The 19,202-nt window shown below is 36.7% G+C and carries 20 protein-coding genes; 12 read left to right on the top strand and 8 right to left on the bottom strand.

All coding sequences use genetic code 11. The features are described 5' to 3' along the window. Window positions 1-159: 159 nt before the first annotated feature. The 3 genes from G7Y57_RS03405 to G7Y57_RS03395 form a co-directional block, all read right to left on the bottom strand. On the bottom strand, window positions 160-1,299 hold the full coding sequence (locus G7Y57_RS03405; protein WP_165020762.1) for a T9SS type A sorting domain-containing protein: 1,140 nt from the start codon (window positions 1,297-1,299) through the stop codon (window positions 160-162). 295 nt (window positions 1,300-1,594) lie between these two features. Continuing rightward, on the bottom strand, window positions 1,595-2,722 hold the full coding sequence (locus G7Y57_RS03400) for a GyrI-like domain-containing protein (RefSeq protein WP_165020761.1): 1,128 nt from the start codon (window positions 2,720-2,722) through the stop codon (window positions 1,595-1,597). 14 nt (window positions 2,723-2,736) lie between these two features. Further along, window positions 2,737-3,012, bottom strand: a complete 276-nt coding sequence (locus tag G7Y57_RS03395) for a zinc ribbon domain-containing protein (protein WP_165020760.1) — start codon at window positions 3,010-3,012, stop codon at window positions 2,737-2,739. Window positions 3,013-3,222: 210 nt separating this feature from the next. Here G7Y57_RS03395 and G7Y57_RS03390 point away from each other — a divergent pair, with 210 nt between their 5' ends. Further along, window positions 3,223-5,685, top strand: coding sequence for an endonuclease MutS2 (locus G7Y57_RS03390; RefSeq protein WP_165020759.1), 2,463 nt, complete (start codon window positions 3,223-3,225; stop codon window positions 5,683-5,685). Window positions 5,686-5,951: 266 nt separating this feature from the next. Next, on the top strand, window positions 5,952-6,617 hold the full coding sequence (locus tag G7Y57_RS03385; protein WP_165020758.1) for an oxidoreductase: 666 nt from the start codon (window positions 5,952-5,954) through the stop codon (window positions 6,615-6,617). 75 nt (window positions 6,618-6,692) lie between these two features. On the opposite strand, the gene glgP is transcribed toward G7Y57_RS03385, so the two are convergent. Together glgP and G7Y57_RS03375 are read right to left on the bottom strand one after the other, a co-directional pair. Then, a complete protein-coding gene (gene glgP / locus G7Y57_RS03380) occupies window positions 6,693-9,272 on the bottom strand; it encodes an alpha-glucan family phosphorylase (protein WP_165020757.1) in 2,580 nt (859 codons plus the stop codon). A gap of 144 nt (window positions 9,273-9,416) precedes the next feature. Further along, window positions 9,417-11,075 carry a glycogen/starch synthase gene (locus G7Y57_RS03375; protein WP_165020756.1) on the bottom strand — a complete coding sequence of 553 codons (1,659 nt, stop codon included), beginning with the start codon at window positions 11,073-11,075 and terminating at the stop codon, window positions 9,417-9,419. A 142-nt stretch (window positions 11,076-11,217) separates the two neighbouring features. On the opposite strand from G7Y57_RS03375, the gene G7Y57_RS03370 reads away from it, so the two are divergent. The 10 genes from G7Y57_RS03370 (at window position 11,218) to G7Y57_RS03325 (ending at window position 17,073) form a co-directional block, all read left to right on the top strand. Continuing rightward, window positions 11,218-11,499, top strand: coding sequence for a hypothetical protein (locus G7Y57_RS03370; protein WP_165020755.1), 282 nt, complete (start codon window positions 11,218-11,220; stop codon window positions 11,497-11,499). Then, window positions 11,499-12,038 carry a 1-acyl-sn-glycerol-3-phosphate acyltransferase gene (locus tag G7Y57_RS03365; protein ID WP_165020754.1) on the top strand — a complete coding sequence of 180 codons (540 nt, stop codon included), beginning with the start codon at window positions 11,499-11,501 and terminating at the stop codon, window positions 12,036-12,038. Before G7Y57_RS03370 ends, G7Y57_RS03365 begins: the two co-directional genes overlap by 1 nt. A 12-nt stretch (window positions 12,039-12,050) precedes the next feature. Continuing rightward, complete coding sequence (locus tag G7Y57_RS03360; protein ID WP_165020753.1) at window positions 12,051-12,833, top strand: amidohydrolase; 783 nt, start codon at window positions 12,051-12,053, stop codon at window positions 12,831-12,833. Window positions 12,834-12,853: 20 nt separating this feature from the next. After that, on the top strand, window positions 12,854-13,702 hold the full coding sequence (locus G7Y57_RS03355; protein WP_165020752.1) for an META domain-containing protein: 849 nt from the start codon (window positions 12,854-12,856) through the stop codon (window positions 13,700-13,702). A 204-nt stretch (window positions 13,703-13,906) separates the two neighbouring features. Continuing rightward, on the top strand, window positions 13,907-14,374 hold the full coding sequence (locus G7Y57_RS03350) for a DUF4252 domain-containing protein (RefSeq protein WP_165020751.1): 468 nt from the start codon (window positions 13,907-13,909) through the stop codon (window positions 14,372-14,374). A gap of 30 nt (window positions 14,375-14,404) precedes the next feature. Next, on the top strand, window positions 14,405-14,917 hold the full coding sequence (locus tag G7Y57_RS03345; RefSeq protein ID WP_165020750.1) for a DUF4252 domain-containing protein: 513 nt from the start codon (window positions 14,405-14,407) through the stop codon (window positions 14,915-14,917). A 4-nt stretch (window positions 14,918-14,921) separates the two neighbouring features. Continuing rightward, complete coding sequence (locus tag G7Y57_RS03340; protein ID WP_165020749.1) at window positions 14,922-15,425, top strand: RNA polymerase sigma factor; 504 nt, start codon at window positions 14,922-14,924, stop codon at window positions 15,423-15,425. Then, window positions 15,415-15,972, top strand: coding sequence for a hypothetical protein (locus tag G7Y57_RS03335; protein WP_165020748.1), 558 nt, complete (start codon window positions 15,415-15,417; stop codon window positions 15,970-15,972). The genes G7Y57_RS03340 and G7Y57_RS03335 overlap by 11 nt, the downstream gene beginning before the upstream one ends. A 3-nt stretch (window positions 15,973-15,975) precedes the next feature. After that, window positions 15,976-16,443 (top strand): DUF4252 domain-containing protein, encoded by a 468-nt coding sequence (locus G7Y57_RS03330; RefSeq protein ID WP_165020747.1) that lies wholly within the window; start codon window positions 15,976-15,978, stop codon window positions 16,441-16,443. A gap of 99 nt (window positions 16,444-16,542) precedes the next feature. Continuing rightward, entirely contained in the window at window positions 16,543-17,073 is a 531-nt protein-coding gene (locus G7Y57_RS03325; RefSeq protein ID WP_165020746.1) for a DUF4252 domain-containing protein, read from the top strand. Window positions 17,074-17,152: 79 nt separating this feature from the next. Here G7Y57_RS03325 and recA read toward each other — a convergent pair whose 3' ends face one another. From recA to G7Y57_RS03310, 3 genes are read right to left on the bottom strand one after another with little or no spacing between them, the layout of a single operon-like run. Further along, entirely contained in the window at window positions 17,153-18,175 is a 1,023-nt protein-coding gene (gene recA, locus G7Y57_RS03320) for a recombinase RecA (protein ID WP_165020745.1), read from the bottom strand. A gap of 26 nt (window positions 18,176-18,201) precedes the next feature. Beyond that, the gene (gene bcp, locus G7Y57_RS03315; RefSeq protein WP_165020744.1) at window positions 18,202-18,660 is read right to left on the bottom strand and encodes a thioredoxin-dependent thiol peroxidase; all 459 of its coding nucleotides are present in this window, start codon (window positions 18,658-18,660) and stop codon (window positions 18,202-18,204) included. Window positions 18,661-18,666: 6 nt separating this feature from the next. Next, complete coding sequence (locus G7Y57_RS03310) at window positions 18,667-19,191, bottom strand: hypothetical protein (RefSeq protein ID WP_165020743.1); 525 nt, start codon at window positions 19,189-19,191, stop codon at window positions 18,667-18,669. Window positions 19,192-19,202 lie beyond the last annotated feature (11 nt).

Here is a 19,202-nt window from a genome sequence, read left to right as displayed (position 1 = left end):
CTGTTCTGCCATCATTTATTTTAATGGGAATTGAGCTAACAACATTTATTGCTAGCCTAATTGAGTCAGCGAAAAAAAGAGTGGAATAAGCGAGTATTCAACAAAAACCCTGCAAGAATACAGGGCTTCTGTATATGATATTAAATCTCAAATGAAGAGTTAGTCTTCATTTTTCATTACCTTAGTTCGTGACAAATCACCATCCTGATCAATTGTTTCTACAATATAAATACCATTTTGAAGACTTGTGCTGTTGATATTAAAATTTCTAGTATCCTTTGTTGTATAGACAATATTACCTTGTAAACTATATACCCTCAAATTTATAATTTGTTTGTCAGAATTGAAATTCGTGATTTCATCTTCAATCGCATTCTTTTTAGGTGGATTTACAACAACTTCAGTATTTGATAAATAATAATTTTTATTATTATAATAAACTGAAGCATTGACCATTGCACGACCTTCTCGGATAGCTGTATGGGATGCATATTGGTGATGATACAATCCGACTCCTGCTCCATCATTATAGGTGGGCTCTACGGCATTTAAAACCTCTTCCCAAATTATGACAGCATCACTAGGGAAGTCATCTATATAGTAAACAATACGATCTCCAAGAACGACTGAAGATTGACATGACTTTATTTTAGGATAACATGTAATCCCAAGGTCTTTCGGAATACTTTTGTAACATATATCAAATGGAGGACGGTTCCCTATTGCCTCACTAAATTTGATAATAAATTCATGTCCGTAATAATTAAGTATCGCACTAGCTTCTCCATAAGAGTTGCCATATTTAAGGAATCCGGCTTCTGTTGTACCTTGCCCAAACTTTAATTCCATATTTTCGCCATTAATCCATTTTATAGTAGTTCTTTCCGGCAATTTGGGCAAATATAATCTGTGTATCTCGCCGGGATAGAAAGGATAGTCATACTCGTCAAAGGCGGTAATTTGGGGTAGCATACTTACTAGAGTAAGGGTAAATGATCTGGAATCATATTCCCTATCAGTTCCTTCTTGTTTTAGAAAATGAGCTTTAACAGTCGTATATTTATTAAGGAAAAACGGAGATTTTGCTCTAACTGTTAGTTGCGTTGCACCTCTACTTATTATTTCTAAGTCTTCATCTGTAACTTCCCATCTAATCACGGAGGTATACCCTATATCTTGGTCAAAAGTGAAAACTCCTATTTCATTATGAGATAATGCAGAAGGGCCATGAAGGTAAGGCTCATCCATTTGGGCCTCGCAAGGAATAGCAATTAACACAAAGAATACCATCAGACTCATAAAGATCTTAAACTTTCGGCCCTTTTTTGAGCAAATCAGATAATTTTTCATAGTAGCTTAAATTAGATGTTAAATACTCACGGATCTAACTATTTAACATTGTTAAACAAAAACATGTTCACTCCTCGGAAAATATTTCATATATGTTTTAAAACATAATATATCAATCATTTAGCATTAAATCTGACACTCTTTGCTGTGTAACATGAATGACAGCTCTAAAATGAGCCATCCTTCTTTCATTAATTTTTGTAACGATGTCTCAGTTACTATCTATTATATGCTACTATGAAATTCAAATAGGAACTACTGGTATATATACCTCTGTCAATAAATCATCTTTTTCAACTTGATTAGGGCTGTTCAAATATTTTTCAAAAGACATATTGTCTCTTAACTGAAAAGCACTTTGAGGAATCCAATACCTGTAAATATTACAATATACTATTTCGAGTTTGTCATACGCACCCTTATATTTAAAGACAGCATATAATCCACCCTCAATAGTTTGCACACCGAAATGACCACTCGTCTTTATTTTTTTCGCTGTGTTTATACATGCATACATACGAATATGCTTAGGATTGGTAATAGTAGAAATATCACGGCTTAAACATAAATATTGATAATCTTCGTTTGGTATGCCACTTATATTTAAATAATTAATAAGTTTATCCCATGCCTTAGTATAAGCATCTGAAAAATTAAATGGATCTATAATACGTGTATAGACAACTTCTTGAGATTGAATTTCTCTAATTTCAGGATGCAACAACAAGTTTTCTAACGGCTCTCTTATAGCAACTGATAATTCTGCCGGCCGTTTCCGAAACACTGAAGGACTTATTCCAAATCTTTTCTTAAATGCTTTCGACAGAGCATGAGGACTCTGATAACCGGTCTGTTCTGCAATTTCAGACAAAGACTGTTTAGTGGTTTGCAACATAAATGATGTTTTTTCCAACCTCAACCGCTGGATATAATCACCCGGGCTTTCATTCATTATAGCCTTAAAAATCCGATAAAAATGAAAATCTGAGAGGTGAGCCACGCCTGCCAAATCGGATAAATTAATAGATGAAGCCAACTGCTCATTTATATAGTCGACTACTCTATTTACCGATTTATAATATTCCTGATGAGTATTCTCGTGCGAAGCCCAACGCTTTAATATCGAGATCTTCATTCTTTCTTTTAATGCAACCTCGTCCTTTGTTATAAAACGCCCATCTATTTTCTGATAATCGTCAAAATAGCTTATAGAATCTTCAATAGTTTCATCTAAACTCTTATCATCGGTAAACTGTCCTTTCTGGAAACAAAAGCAACAATAGTCATCGCTTCGACTATTGTTACTATTGCTTCCAAAATGTTCGGTGGCAGCCATCGGCATACCACAACTTTGGCAAATTGGCTCTTTCATTAAGCGTGTTTTCTTTAATTACACTTCCAACGCTTTAGGGTCGGATAATAAACTTTCATATTAGTAATAAATTCTTCTTTTGTAATACGATTACCCTTTTCATCTTGTAACGACTCGGGATACTCCGCAGATGCTGCGATCATTTCATCCATTGTTTCTTCACTCGTAAAGTTACCATCTTTGTAACAATAAACACAATAATCGGCATTGCTAGTTCCATCACCATTTGTTCCCAATTGTTCTTTAGCGGTCATTGGTATACCACAGCTCTGACATACATTTTCATTCATAATAATATATTTATAGTGTTAATACGAATGCAAATCTATCTTGTTTTTGGGTATTGGCTTTTGTCCAATCTTGCGAATCTCTATGTATCTATGAGATAAGGCTAGCAATATATAATATACCCTCATCGCAAATTAGCCTATCTATATTTTTAATATTTTGATACATAATTCACTATCTTTGTATCCCAAAACAAAAAAATAAATACAAAGGTGATTTATCCCGATAATTTCGAATCAAAAATAGGCTTCGACAAAATCCGCCAATTATTAACAGGCAAATGTCTTAGCTCTTTAGGAGAAGAAAAAGTTCAAGAAATGAACTTCTCTTCCGACTATATATCTATTATAGAATCTTTATTCCAAACCGAAGAATTTGTTCGCATCATACAAGAAGAGGATGATTTTCCGACAAATTATTTTATTGATGTCCGCCCCGTATTAAGGAATATTGGTGTGGAGGGAACATGGATAGACGAAAGTGCATTATTCGACTTGCGCCGTTCACTGCAAACTATTCGTGATATTGTAAGCTTTTTAAAGAAAGGAGAAGACGAAGATTCACCCTATCCGCACCTACAAGAATTGGCAGGAGAAGTAATGATTTTCCCTCAATTGATCAATCAGATAGATGCCATTCTGGATAAATATGGGCATATTAAAGATAATGCGTCTCCCGAATTAGGAAAAATCCGCCGTGAAATATCCCACATAGCAAGTGGTATTTCAAAGAGCCTGAATGCCATTCTTCGTTCGGCACAGAAAGAAGGCTTAGTCGAAAAGGATGTTACCCCTACCATGCGCGATGGCCGTCTGGTTATCCCTGTCGCCCCTGCATTTAAACGAAAGATTAAAGGGATTGTACACGATGAATCTGCTTCGGGTAAAACAGTATTTATAGAACCGGCAGAAGTTGTGGAGTCGAACAACCGTATACGCGAACTCGAAAGTGAAGAACGCCGTGAGATCATAAAGATTCTGACCGCCTTCACCAACGTCGTACGCCCATTTGTACCCGAAATCATGCAATCGTACGATTTTCTTGCTATGATTGATTTTATCAGATCAAAAGCTACTTTTGCAATCGATATAGATGCCATTAAGCCAACTATAGAAGATAATCAACTGATAAGATGGTATAGAGCCAAACATCCTTTGTTATTCCTTTCGCACCGAAAACAAAATAAAGAAATAGTACCTCTCGATATAGAGTTGGAAGAAGAAAATAGATTATTAATCATATCGGGCCCTAACGCCGGAGGGAAATCAGTCTGCCTAAAAACAGTAGGATTGCTCCAATATATGGTACAATGCGGTATTCCGATACCCGTAGCAGAAAACTCTATCGTTGGCATATTCGAACAAATATTTATCGATATAGGTGATGAGCAATCTATAGAGAATGATTTAAGTACATACAGTTCTCATCTTACCAACATGAAGTTTTTTGTAAAGAATTGCAATGAAAAAACAATTCTTTTAATCGATGAATTTGGTGGAGGAACAGAACCTCAAATTGGCGGTGCAATTGCAGAATCATTACTAAAGCGGTTCAATGAAAAGAAATCGTATGGAGTTATAACGACCCATTATCAGAATCTTAAACATTTCGCAAACGAAAATAAAGGTGTTATAAATGGAGCTATGCTTTACGATCGCCATTTGATGCAGCCATTATTCACATTGTCTATCGGAAATCCGGGAAGCTCTTTCGCTATCGAAATAGCCAGAAAAATCGGGTTACCCGAAGATGTAATCGCTGATGCTTCCCAATTGGTGGGTAGCGACTATATCAATATGGACAAATATCTGCAAGATATTGTCCGCGATAAACGCTATTGGGAAGCTAAACGGCAAAATATCCGGCAAAAGGAAAAGCGTCTGGAAGAAATTACCTCGACTTACGAAACAGATCTATTGTCGGTAGAAAAACAACGAAAAGAAATAATCCGTCAATCGAAGGCTGAAGCTGAACGCATTCTGTCGGATGCCAATGCTAAAATAGAAAATACGATACGTACTATACGTGAATCGCAAGCCGATAAAGAAAAGACTAAGCAAGCGCGTCAAAGTCTAACTGAATTCAAATCTTCACTGGAAAATGAAGATGATCGCTTAGATGACAAAATTGCTCAGAAGATACAAAAGCTAAAGGATCGCGAGAAAAACAAAAAGCAAAAAGATACTACTGTAAAAGAGAAAAAGGATGCTATACTATCTATCGGTGATAATGTCCGCATCAAAGGACAAACATCAGTCGGTCAGGTTCTAGAAATACAGAAAACAAACGCTGTTGTAGCTTTCGGCATGATAAAATCTACCGTAAAACTCGATACACTTGAATATATAAGTAAAAACCAGATAAAACGAGATAACAAAAGTACGCTTGTTAATGCTGCTGTAAGCGACGATATTCGAGACAAGAAGTTGAATTTCAAACAAGATATCGATGTACGTGGCATGCGTGGGGATGAAGCCTTGCAAGCCGTCATGTATTTTATTGATGATGCTATACTTGTAGGGATGCCCCGCATACGTATTCTCCATGGAACAGGCACGGGTGCATTACGCCAAATGATTCGCGATTATCTTAGAACAGTACATGGCGTACGCAACTATCAGGATGAACATGTACAGTTTGGAGGCTCGGGCATTACAGTAATAGACTTGGAATAAGTATCATATAGAATTATCAGACTAAGAATATCTCTTACTATTAGGGGATTATATAAAGATATCATTCGTCTTAAACCCGGTTAAAAACGATTTTAAATAGTTAGTTTATAATAAATTAGATTGTAGATATAGCTTATTAAACATAAGAATCATTATATTAGCAATATCTAAGAAGAACTGTCACTAAAATATATAAAAAGTATATTCTCACAGGTAGAGATATGATACTCCTGACAGTAAAAAACCTTATCAAAAAGATAAACGATATGAATAAAACTGCAATTATATTAGGTAGTACAGGTTTGACAGGATCTCACTTATTACAAATACTGCTCAACAGCAATATTTATGATAAGGTAGTCAGCTTCGTGCGGAAAGAGACAGGACTATCTCACTCAAAACTGACAGAATATGCTATCGATTTCGAAAACATCGATTTATATCAAGATTTGATTGATGGCGATGATATGTTTTGCTGTTTGGGTACGACAATAAAAAAAGCCGGTTCGCAAGAGGTTTTTGAGAAAGTAGATTTACACTACCCTTCCAATTTTGCTAAAGTTGCAGCAAGCAAGGGGGTTAAACAGTATCTTATCATATCTGCTATTGGCGCTAATGCCCAATCAGGGAATTTCTATTTGCGGACAAAAGGTAAATGCGAGGATGTATTAAGAAAACTTGCTTTCCAATCTATTTCTATATTTCGTCCCTCTCTCTTATTGGGGAATAGAAAAGAATTCAGATTAGGAGAGAAATTAGGCGAATACTTCATGAAAGCGGCTTCACTTGTCCTCATTGGCAAACTAAAAAAATACAGAGCGATTAAAGCTAAGAGGGTTGCTCGTGCAATGTTTAATATAGCCCAACAGAATAGTATAGGCTATCATATATATGAATCTGATACAATAGCTCAAATAGCTACTGCAAGATAAAAACAATCTGATAAAAAATAAAGGGGTGAGTTTATTTGAATAAACTCACCCCTTTTATATTAAAGACTCGATCTATTAAATCCAGCGTACATAAGCAAAATCTTGACGATGAGCCATGTCCGGATGTTTAGGGAATACACGGTAAGCAAATTTGCAAGTGCCTGGAATTTTAGCTATCATGTCAATTTCGAAATGAAGCTTACTTCCTTCTTTCTTAACCAGTGTAAATTCTTCGGTCTTGATAAACTTATCGATTTGTTTTTCCGGATCATATTGAACCAAAACACAATCGATACCTAAATCGCCAACCATATCTTTTTTGTCAATAACTATTTTGGTAGTCATTTTGTCTCCTTCAGATAGATTTACAAGCGAAGTCACTCCCGGAGCATCTTTCCCCGATACAGTTATAGACTCTACCGTAAAATCGCCCCACTTAGCAGCTGTATCCTCTTTCCATGCAGCTAATTCCTTTGCTTTAGCATACCCGTTGGCTGTAACCAATTTAGTACGCTCTGCTAATGGCAGATAGAATCCTTTTATGTAATCATCTATCATACGTTTAGTTGTATATTCAGGAGCAATGTGAGCTATCGAATTTTTGATATATTGAATCCACTCTGGAGAATAACCCGCAGTATTACGAGCATAATACAATGGCAATATTTGATTTTCGAATGTAGAATATATAGTCGAAGCATCCAACTCATCCTGATAAGCCTGATTAGTATAAGTACGTTTATCGGTCAGACACCATCCGCCATCTTCGCGATAACCCTCATACCACCATCCATCAAGAACAGAGAAGTTCAATACACCATTCATTTCAGCTTTTTCGCCGGATGTACCCGAAGCTTCAAGCGGACGAGTAGGTGTATTCAGCCAAATATCTACTCCTGAAATTAAACGTTTTGCTAAACGCATATCGTAATTTTCCAAGAAAATAATCTTTCCTATAAATTCGGGACGACGAGAAACCTCTATGATTTGTTTAATTAATCCTTGTCCGGCACCATCGGCAGGATGGGCTTTTCCTGTAAATAAGAATTGGATAGGATGTTTTTCATTGTTTACTAATTTCGACAAACGATCGAGATCTGTAAATAATAAATGTGCGCGTTTATATGTCGCAAAACGACGACCGAAACCAACTAATAACGCATCCGGATTAATTTTATCCACAATAGAGAAAATAGTAGACGGAGCTTTTTGGTTTTTGATCCATCCTTCTTTCATTTGCTCCTGAACGTATTGGATCAAACGACGTTTCAAGGTAGAACGTACTTTCCAGATTTCTTTGTCCGAAACTTTATATATCTCCTTCCAGATATCATGATTAGATTGATCATCATAGAAAGTCTTATCAAAAGTCTTCTCGTATAACTCTTTCATTTCTTTAGCAGTCCATGTAGGTAAATGTACACCATTGGTTACATGTCCTACATGAAGTTCTTCTGCAAAATAGCTAGGCCATATTGGCTGGAACATTTCGCGTGAAACTCTACCGTGCAGTAAACTTACACCGTTCGCTTCCAAGCAAGTATTCAATGCAAATGCACTCATGCTGAATTTTTCGGAAGAACCCGGGTGCTCACGTCCCATATCAACAAATTCTTGCCACGAGATACCCAAACGTGCTGGATATCCACCTAGATATTTACCAAGCAACCCTTCATCGAAATAATCGTGACCCGCCGGAACCGGAGTATGCACAGTGTACAAGCCCGATGCACGTACAACTTCTAATGCTTGGTTGAATGATAAACCTTCGCCTTCGATAAGGTCTAAGAGACGTTGAACGTTGATAAAGGCTGCGTGACCCTCGTTGCAATGATATATTTCTTTTTTGATACCTAGCTTGTTCAATAGTAAAATACCACCGATACCTAACAGATATTCTTGTTTCATACGATTCTCCCAGTCACCGCCATACAATTGATGCGTAATAGAACGGTCGTATTCGCTATTTAAGTCTGTATCAGTATCCAGAAGATACAATGTGATACGCCCCACGTTTACCTTCCATACGTTTGCATAGACAGATCTATCGTGATATGGAACGGCTAAAATCATAGGATTTCCATCCTCGTTAAACACCTGCTCGATAGGTAGCTCGCCAAAATTTTGCGGTTCGTATTCAGCGACCTGTTGTCCGTCGGGAGAGATTGCCTGAGTGAAATATCCGTAACGATACAAGAAACCTACCCCTGTAAGATCTACATGACTGTCACTTGCTTCTTTCAGGTAATCACCTGCAAGGACTCCAAGTCCACCAGAGTAAATTTTAAGCACATGTGTAAAGCCGTACTCCATACTGAAATAGGCAATAGATGTTTTGTTCGTATCATATTTTTGTGTCATATAATCATCAAACTTCTTGATGATTTTTTTAACACGTGCCATCAAATCTGCATCTGCCAGTATTTTTTCCGATCGTTCGTAAGAAAGCTTCTGAAGCATCAGAACAGGATTATGGTTCACCTCTCTCCAGAGTTCAGGATCCATATCTCCAAACAATTCAGTTGCGTCGTTATTCCACACCCACCATAGATTGTGAGCTATTTTTTCGAGAGGGAGCAATTCTTTTTGTAATCTTACTTGCGTATGCGCACTCCTCCAAGATGGTGAGTTCGAATAGCTTGATTTAATTTTCATAATGCTTGTTTTTATTATTGGTTCTTTAATTTTAGTGATTTGACCCATCAATCATGAATAAAGCAAATATAATTAAATAAGATTTATTATTTGCTATATTCATCTGATATAAAGATCAATTAGAAGTGCAATCGTTTGCTAAAGTTAAATTTTATTTCGTTCCTGCGCTTCGTCCAATGCTAAGGCGTAAGCATCTTCATAGTATTTATAAAAATGTGCCCAATCGGCCAGTCCCGCTCTATCTAAAGCCGACTCACGAAGCAGAACTTCCTGTTCTTCACTTTTAGTAGTCATTTCAAATATACGATTACATATATCTTCCGAAACTTCTATGAAATTATAATCATCACGCTTTATTACTTCTGCACCATCACTCATACCGCGTTCATCGCCCATCTTACGCATCCACAGACCAAATCCGGCTAATGTGGTTGTTATAGTCGGTACCGAGAAAGCAATACTTTCGTGAGGAGTATATCCCCATGGTTCATAATAAGACGGAAATACAGTTAAATCCATACCTATCAATAAATCATAATACGTCATGTTGAAGATACCATCCGATCCATTCAGATAAGAAGGTACAAACACAATTTTCACTTTATCTTCTTTCTTATTTTCTATTTTCAGATAGTCCAGTTGATTCAATACCGAATCGTGATTCATATTACGTAACCAATGAGTGACATACGGATGATTTAGCTGGTCTTTAGGGATTTTCTTTTTTGCCAGACGTTCTTGCAAATCGGCTCGAGGGCCGTCAATCCATGCAGGAACCATTATGAATGCAATAACATCTTTCTGTAATTGCTTTATTTTTTCCAATCGCGCCATAGAATCTATAAATACATCTATGCCTTTGTTACGATACTCGTATCGGCCACTGGTGGCCACCAATAAAGCATCGTTCTCTATCTCGTAGCCTAGTAACTTCTCGGTCACATTGATCAGGGCTTTACGAGCAGCAATACGTTTTTTCTCATGAGCTTCGCCCGTAGGTATAAAATCTTTCTCAAAACCATTTGGAGTAACTATCGGTTCACGATGAAGCAATTGCTTACATTCACGAGCCGTTATATCACTTACAGTAGTAAAACAATCTACTTGTTGTGCTGCCGCCTTTTCGACAGAGTGTTTTGCGGTCATGTTCAACTCACGAGCCATCTGATCACTATCGTAAGCCGCTAAGTAATTGTACAACGGTTTTCCATTTCCGGCTATTGAACGACCAATAGAAGTAGCATGTGTAGTAAATAAAGTACCAATGCGAGGCAGGTGTTTTTTCACATACAGTGCACCCATACCCAACATCCATTCATTGAAGTGGGCTACCACATTTTTCTTTTCCAGTTTATGAAACTTGTAAAAGCTTTCAATAACGACTCCTGTGGCGTAGGCAAACATACACGATTCGTCATAATCGCCATATGCATGCAAAGAATCTACTCCAAATTCGTTCCACATTTCAGCATATATTGTATCCTTTCGAGAATAGAACTGATTGAAATTCACTAAAATGACAATCGGTTTTCCCGGTACATCCCAACGTCCTATACGGATTTTTAAATTATCCTGCGCAGAAGCAACTTTTTTCCAATCAGCCAGAATATTTTCATCTTCTTCGAACCAAGGACTCTTTTCTTTTGTCCAAACATCCGGACCAATAAAAATAACTTTGTCTTTATGCAAATCCTGCATGGATTTTGCTCTCGTGGACAAAACGGTATAAATACCCCCTACCTTATTACATACTTCCCAACTAGTCTCAAAAATATAGTCTGTTTTAGAGTTCTTTTTTGCCATAATGTTTTTTTCTGTTGTCTTTTTCTAAACCCAATTAATCTTAATGTGAAGGAAGAAGTAAAGTCTTTTTAGTATCTTTGCCCTTCGTTATTAGTTTACCTAAAGATGGTTATAATTTTTAAAAATACAAATTTATTTTAATATGAGTAGTAGAAAAGATTTGAAAAAACAGATAAATGCATCAATGGACTTACTTTATGGTGATTGCGTATTCTATAAGGTATTTGTGATGGATGCAGACAAAGACGCGGCCGACAAAGTTATCGCTCACATAGCAGAAATTCATGGTAACTTATTGAAGCGTGTAAGTGTGAGTGAAGGTAAAGAAGTAAAAGGTAGAACTAAAGCTTATTACAAAAAATTACGCAGCGATATTCAAGAGCAAATAAACATAATAGGAAAAGAAATTACCGCGCTCGGTTAATGAAAGCAATTTGTAAATTTATACTCAAATCGATTGGGTGGAAAATAGTCGGATTGACTGACATTCCCGACAAGTGTGTTATTTGTGTTGCTCCTCACACCAGCAATTGGGATTTACCTCTTGGGCTTGTAATATATACATCGATGGGAAAACATGCTTCTTTTCTGATAAAGAAAGATTGGTTCTTCTTCCCTATGAATCTTATATTTAAAGCAATTGGAGGAGTACCTGTGGATCGTTCTAAAAACACATCGTTAATAGAACAAATGACGGACCTTTATAACTCTAATGAAAAATTTCAATTAGCAGTTACCCCTGAAGGAACACGCAAGCACAATAAAGAATGGAAAAAGGGTTTCTATTACATAGCCCTTGCAGCAAAAGTTCCGATTGTCGTTGCTGCTTTCGACTATAAGAAGAAAGAAGCCGATTTCAAGAAAATCATTATACCTACAGGAGATGTAGAGGCTGATATACTTGAAATAAAAGCTTTTTACAAAGGTGTAACCCCCCGCCATCCTGAAAAATTTGCACTCTAAATAAATACAGTCATGCAAGATACTGTACTCAGAGTAAGCCTTGCCCAATATGATATCGTTTGGGAAAACAAGCAAGCCAATTTATCGAAAATCAAAGATATAGTAGCCTCTTTGGCAGGACAAACAGATATAGTTGTCCTGCCCGAGATGTGTACAACAGGGTTCTCGATGCGTAGTCACGAATTAGCAGAAACCACATCCGAAGAAACCATTACTTACATAAAGCAATATGCCTCCCAATACGATATCGCAATATGCGGCAGCTTTATTGCTAAAGAAAACGGTGATTATTTCAACCGTGCATTTTTCATTTCCGCATCGTCCGAATATTACTACGACAAACGCCATTTATTCAGAATGGGACAAGAAGCCGACTTCTTTTCTTCGGGCGAAAAACGTTTGATATTTGAACATAAAGGATTCAACATTTGTTTATTAGTCTGTTATGATCTTCGGTTCCCCGTATGGGCGCGCAATGTCAATAATGAGTATGATTTACTCATATATGTAGCAAACTGGCCTGCATCACGCATAAAAGTATGGAACACATTGCTCGACGCACGAGCAATCGAAAACATGTGTTATGTATGCGGTGTGAACAGAATCGGTATAGATGGCAATGGGCTCAAACATGATGGCAGTTCGAAGTTAATTAATGCTAAAGGTGAGATACTGACATCTATCCCATTAAACCAAGAGCAGATCGAAACAGTCTCTATATCTAAAGAAGATATTGATAAATTTAGAGCAAAATTTCCTGTATGGAAAGATGCGGATAAATTTAAAATAGAATAAACAATTATTAAATATTAATTATGAAACATTTACTTAAGTCAGTAACATTAGTTGTTACAGCAGTAGCGTTAAGTTTTGGAATCCAAAGCTGTAGTTCTACTAAACCAATTGAGAAAAATAATTTAGCTGGATATTGGGTATTAAAAACCCTAAATGGAACAGAAGCAACAACTGCTTTTGAGGGACCGATACCAAGTATTGAATTTAATTTTACAGATAGTCTGATAGCCGGTTCGGCCGGTTGTAACAGATATTTCGGTGGATTTACCCTGAATGAAAAAAATGAATTTGCTGCTCCTCAACTTGGATCTACAATGATGATGTGTTTTCAAAAAAATGCAGAACCTGAATTTCTTAAAGCATTAGGAACTCCAAATCTTGTTCTGGTACTGAATAAAGACGGAGTACTTCAATTCACTGAAGGTGAAAAAGTATTACTTCAATTCGAAAAAGGAGAAATGGCAAAAGAAAATTCAGGTGTACAACCTGTTAGCCTCGACAATCTAGCTGGATCGTGGACTCTTTCATCATTCACAGGTGAAGACTTGGCTACACTATTTTCAGATAGAAAACCAACTATGGAAATTTCGGCAGATGGCAAAATATTTGGTTTTGCAGGATGCAATACATATCGTACCAACTTTACTTTAACAGAAAACACTGTAGCTTTCGGTCCGGTAATGTCTACTAAAATGGCTTGTCCTAGTTTGCAAGGTGAAGATAAATTCACAAGCGCTTTGGCAACACCATTACAAGCAACAATCAACGGCAACACACTGACATTCTTAAAAGATGGCAATGTTGTATTTGAATTTTCGAAAACTGAAGATGCTGTTGTTAATTCTTTAGATACTACACCAATAGAATAAGCGCTTACTCAGCACCTTACCAAATAGAAGAGTTGTACAATCCTAGAAAGAGTACAACTCTTTTTTTATACCTCTAAGTGGTATTTCAAAAATAGTTACATTTCTTGTAACAAATATATTATGTGGTTCGTCCTTGTAATTGAAAGATGATTGATTCGTGCACATCAACCAAAAAAATATTAATTTTAACCAATACTATTTGTTATGAAAAAGTATCTATTTTGTTTAATTCTTACTTTCGTCATTGGTCAAGCGGCTTACGCACAAGGTGTAGAGCAATTAATGGCTAAATTCTCGAAAGTCGATAATGTGGAAAATGTAAAAATTGGCGGTTTCCTTATGAGCTGTGCCAAAATAATGGGCGGAGGCAATGATGCACCCATAGCCAAAGGAATACAATCGATGGCAGTATATGATCTCGGTAGCTGTTCGGCAAGCATAAAGAACGATTATGCACAACAGATCAGCAAACTGAAAGATGGGGGTGGCTACGAAACTCTTATACAAGTAAAAGACGGAAACGAAGGTGTCCGCATAATGATAAAGAAAGAAAAGGATTTAATTCGCGAAATAGTTATCCTTTGTCAAGATAACGATCCTGCAATAGTGCACCTTAAAGGGAAAATAAAAGAAAGTGATATTGCAGAACTTGTAAACAAATACAATAAGTAAACAGAAATTTTTATAAATACAATCCCGATTATGAAGAAGACTCTTATATGCCTAATCATCGTATTAGCCGGAAGCCAAATTACATTTGCTCAGGATATCAACAGTGTAATTGGTTATTTCGAAAAAACATGCAACAGCGACCATCAAATCGTGAGTAAGGCAATGCTAAATTCTTCATTCGAAGCGGCAGCGGCAGCAGATCCGACAGGTCAGTTGAAATCTAACACGCCACCCTTTATGCATAAAATAGATTCAATAGAAGTTTTTAGTCTTGAAGGGTTTTCGTTAGAAACAAAAAACCAGCTACTGGACAAGATGAATAGCTTTGAAGACGGCAATGGTTATGAATCATTGATAAGGGTAAAAGAAGATGGAGAGAATGTACGTATTGTCGCAAGTAAAAACGGAGATATTATATCTGAAATCTTAGTTTTCAGCTTAGAACAAGACGAGATTGTATTTGTGAGAATGTCTGTTAACATGGACGAATCTGACTTGAATGGTTTCATAAGCGAGCAAAATAACAACTATAAAAAAGAGTGATAATATGGATGTGGAAATCTTTAAAAAAGTATTTCTCCCGTATCATCAGAAATTATACCGAATTGCATATCGCATTATACAAAATGAGTCTAGCGCCGAAGATATTGTGCAGGAAACCTATACTAAACTCTGGGATAAGCGTAACGACTTAGACAATATAGAAAATACCGAAGTATTTGCGGTTGTAATTCTTAGGAATCAATGTCTGGATCATTTACGGAAGACTAAGAAAAATAGGCAGACAAGCTATGATTATGATATACCCGAAACAGAATCTCTGACGAAACAAATAGAACTGCAAGATGAAGTACATCATATAAGGCAATTGGTCGACAATCTCCCCGAACAACAGCGGCAAGTTATGATACTCAAGCATTGGGATAGTTGTACGGACGAAGAAATAGAGCAAATCACAGGGCTTAGTAGCGGGAATATAAGGGTAACACTCTCAAGAGCCAGAAAAACGATACGGGAACAATTTAAACAATTGAACAGATATGAAAACTGACGAAATAAAAATACTTTTAGACGCTTTTTATAATGGAGAAACAAGCCATGAGGAGGAGCTTATACTACTTCGCTATTTCGAAAGTGAGAATGTATCCGAAGAGTTACTTGGCGAAAAAGAAATATTTCTCCAATTATTCCAAAGCGAAGAAAACATAGAAGTACCCCCTACTCTTGAATCAAAACTGGAAAATCTGATCGATAGTTTAGCAGAGAGAGATGAGAAAAAGAGAAGTCGAAACAGGAAGCATCTATGGATCTGGGCAGTAAGTGCAGCGGCATGTATAGCAATTTTATTTTCAGTTGGACTTTATTTCAACAATAGACCTCACGAATCATCAATTCTAGCGGGTAACGAATTTCAAGAGAAGCAAGAATTAAAAGATACATTTACCGATCCGGATCAGGCTAAAAAAGAAGCAGAAAAAGCACTACTGCTTGTAGCCGCAAACCTCAATAAGGGAATGAATCAGTTAGAGCTTGTATCGAATAATATTGATAAAACAAACGAAATATTGGATAAAACATTCAATCGAAAAAATAAATAAATTATGAAGACAAAGATATTATTTACCATTATAGCCCTTATGCTTAGCACAATGGGTGCGCAGGCGCAAAACAATTTGTTCGACAAGTTTTCGAACAATAATGAAATCTCTGTTGTATATATATCTAAAACACTTTTAAGTATGGCTCCTAATATGAATATGGGTGGAGCAGACCTGAAAGGGCTAGCTAACAAGCTGGATCAGGTAGAAATATATACAAGTGAAAAGCCAAATATAGCAGCCATGATGAGAAAAGAAGCAGAAGTTCTTACCAAAGATAAATTGTATGAATCGCTAATGACTGTAAAAGACAAAGAAGATCATATCACGTTTTACGTGAAAAAGAAAAATGATACTGAATTCAAAGAGCTGGTCATGGTGGTAAGTGAGCCTAACGAGTGCACTATAATCCGTCTGCTAGGCAGTTTCACAGCCCAGGATATACAAAAGATAGCTAACAGCAAGCAATAAAGCTACTTCGATCAATAATCAATAACAAAAACGCCGAATGCTAAATACATCCGGCGTTTTTTTATATACCTTTACGGCTTAATATAAAAACGAAAACAAATGAAGATAAAACACTTATTCATACTTACTACACTTTTATTATGTTCAGCATTTTCACAAATACATGCAAAAGATGTATTCAAGAATATAGCCAAAATAAAAGGAATCGAGATGATGAATCTTTCGGGTGAAATGTTAGCATCGACTTCCAGTAATGGTATAAATGCAGTCGGTGCAAGTATAGATAAGATCTTTAGTAAGATTGACGAAATGCAGATGTATATTTCGCACGATGAAACTGTGACCCAAAAGATAAGAAAGGAAGTTACGCATTTCTCTAAAGATAAAGACTACAGATCGTTGCTCAACCTGAATACGCAAAACGGAGATGTTTTATTTTTATTCAAAGCCGGAAAAAAAGATTCACGAAATGAATTCATTATAGTAGCAGGCGATATTAAAGAGTATTATGTAATCAGATTAACGGGTCGTTTTTCTTATGAGGAAGTACAGAATATACTAAATGAAGAAGAAAAAGGAGAAACCGAAAATATTGAAGAAGAAGAATTTATAATATACGATGTCGACTAATAAGCGATACTGAAAAAAATCATATAAAAAGGGCTTTGAATAATTATTCAAAGCCCTTTTCTTTATTTTATAAGTAAAATTACTTCTTAAGCGCAGCAAAAATTAATGCCTCCAGTTCTTCAGCCAATTCAGGATTGTCTTTTATAGTATCCTTAGCAGCTTCGCGCCCCTGACCTAATTTAGTCTCGTTATAGCTATACCATGAACCGCTTTTCTTTACTATACCTAAATCCGCACCCAGATCAACGATCTCTCCTGCACGTGAAATACCTTCACCATACATGATATCGAATTCAGCCTTACGGAAAGGAGGTGCCACTTTATTTTTAGCAACTTTCACACGGGTTTGGCTACCTTTCACGTCGTCACCATCTTTCAACTGCCCAATACGGCGAATATCAAGACGTACCGACGCATAATATTTCAATGCATTACCACCGGTCGTAGTTTCGGGAGAACCGAACATCACACCGATCTTGTCACGCAACTGATTGATAAAAATACAAGTTGTATTTGTTTTATTAATCGCAGCAGTCAATTTACGCAATGCTTGCGACATTAAACGTGCCTGTAGACCCATTTTAGAGTCTCCCATTTCACCTTCCAGCTCAGCCTTAGGTGTCAGGGCAGCCACCGAGTCGATAACGATGATATCGATAGCCGATGAACGGATCAATTGCTCCGTTATCTCCAAAGCTTGCTCTCCACTATCGGGTTGCGAAATCAAAAGATTCGCAATATCTACACCTAATTTCTCTGCATAGAATCTGTCGAAAGCATGCTCTGCATCAACAAACGCTGCAATACCACCTGCCTTTTGGGCTTCTGCAATAGCATGAATGGCCAATGTAGTTTTACCCGACGATTCTGGGCCATATATCTCTACTACCCTTCCACGAGGATATCCACCAACGCCAAGAGCAGCATTCAGTGCAATAGAACCTGTCGGAATAACAGCTATTTCATCAATTTTATCATCTCCCATTTTCATGATAGAGCCTTTTCCGTAGCTTTTCTCTATCTTATCCATTGCAGCCTGTAAGGCTTTCATTTTTTCCGGATTGAGAGACGTTTTTTCCTTTTTCTCTTTTTCTTCTGCCATTATAATCTTCCTTTATATATTTATTATTACTGATTTAATATTTGTTGACCGTGGTCTTTAGTTTTAATTTCTTTCGGACCTATTATTTTTTCTATTATCCCTTGTTCGTTTATCAGGAACGTGGTGCGCAAGATACCCATGTAATCTTTCCCCATAAACTTTTTCTCTCCCCATACGCCAAACTCTTCTATCAGACGTTTGTCTGTATCAGCAATAAGAGGAAAGGGCAATTGCTGCTTTTCGATAAATTTCTTATGAGACTTTTCATCATCGAGACTCGCACCGAGTATTTCATAACCGGCTTTTCGCAAATCACTAAAATTATCTCTTAAGCTACAAGCTTCGGCTGTACAACCGGGAGTATTATCTTTCGGATAAAAATAAAGGACTAGCTTTCGCCCTGTATAATCACTCGCTTTAACCTCTACCCCATCTTGATTGACACCCAGCATCTCAGGTATTTTGTCTCCAACATTTAATGCCATAATTTTCTATTTTTCTATATAAAAAGTCTTTTCATAAATACTTTTTACTTCTTTCAATTTATTTCGCTTTTCCATTGCTACATCTGTAGCTTCATCAAAAACCTTCATTGCCTCATCATATTCTTCTGCTTGCGTATTCGGGTCGATAATAGCATAGCCATACAATGTTTTTACCTTTAGGCTCACAGCCTCAATATAATCAATTACAGATTCACGATAATCATCTCCTCCGATATACACTGGGCTCAAATTAACAGTACTTCTGATTTGTGTTATCTGCAATACACGTTCATCAACCAATTTTGACAAATCACAGTCAGGCTCTTTATTCCAGAAAGCTCTTGTATCAACTACGAAAGCTGTGTAAACATCATCGACGGCTTTCATTTGGTCAAGTAAAAAATAACTATACGTCGTTTTCGATTTTGTCGAGGACTTTTCTACCGAACGCTTACTTACTGTTCCTTTTGTTTGCGCATAGCCCCCTATAAAACAGAATACAGATAGACTAATTAATAATAATTTTCTCATGTAAAGTTTGT

This window comes from Dysgonomonas sp. ZJ279, assembly GCF_011039205.1.
Taxonomy (GTDB): domain Bacteria; phylum Bacteroidota; class Bacteroidia; order Bacteroidales; family Dysgonomonadaceae; genus Dysgonomonas.
This window is presented reverse-complemented; position numbering and strand designations above follow the sequence as displayed.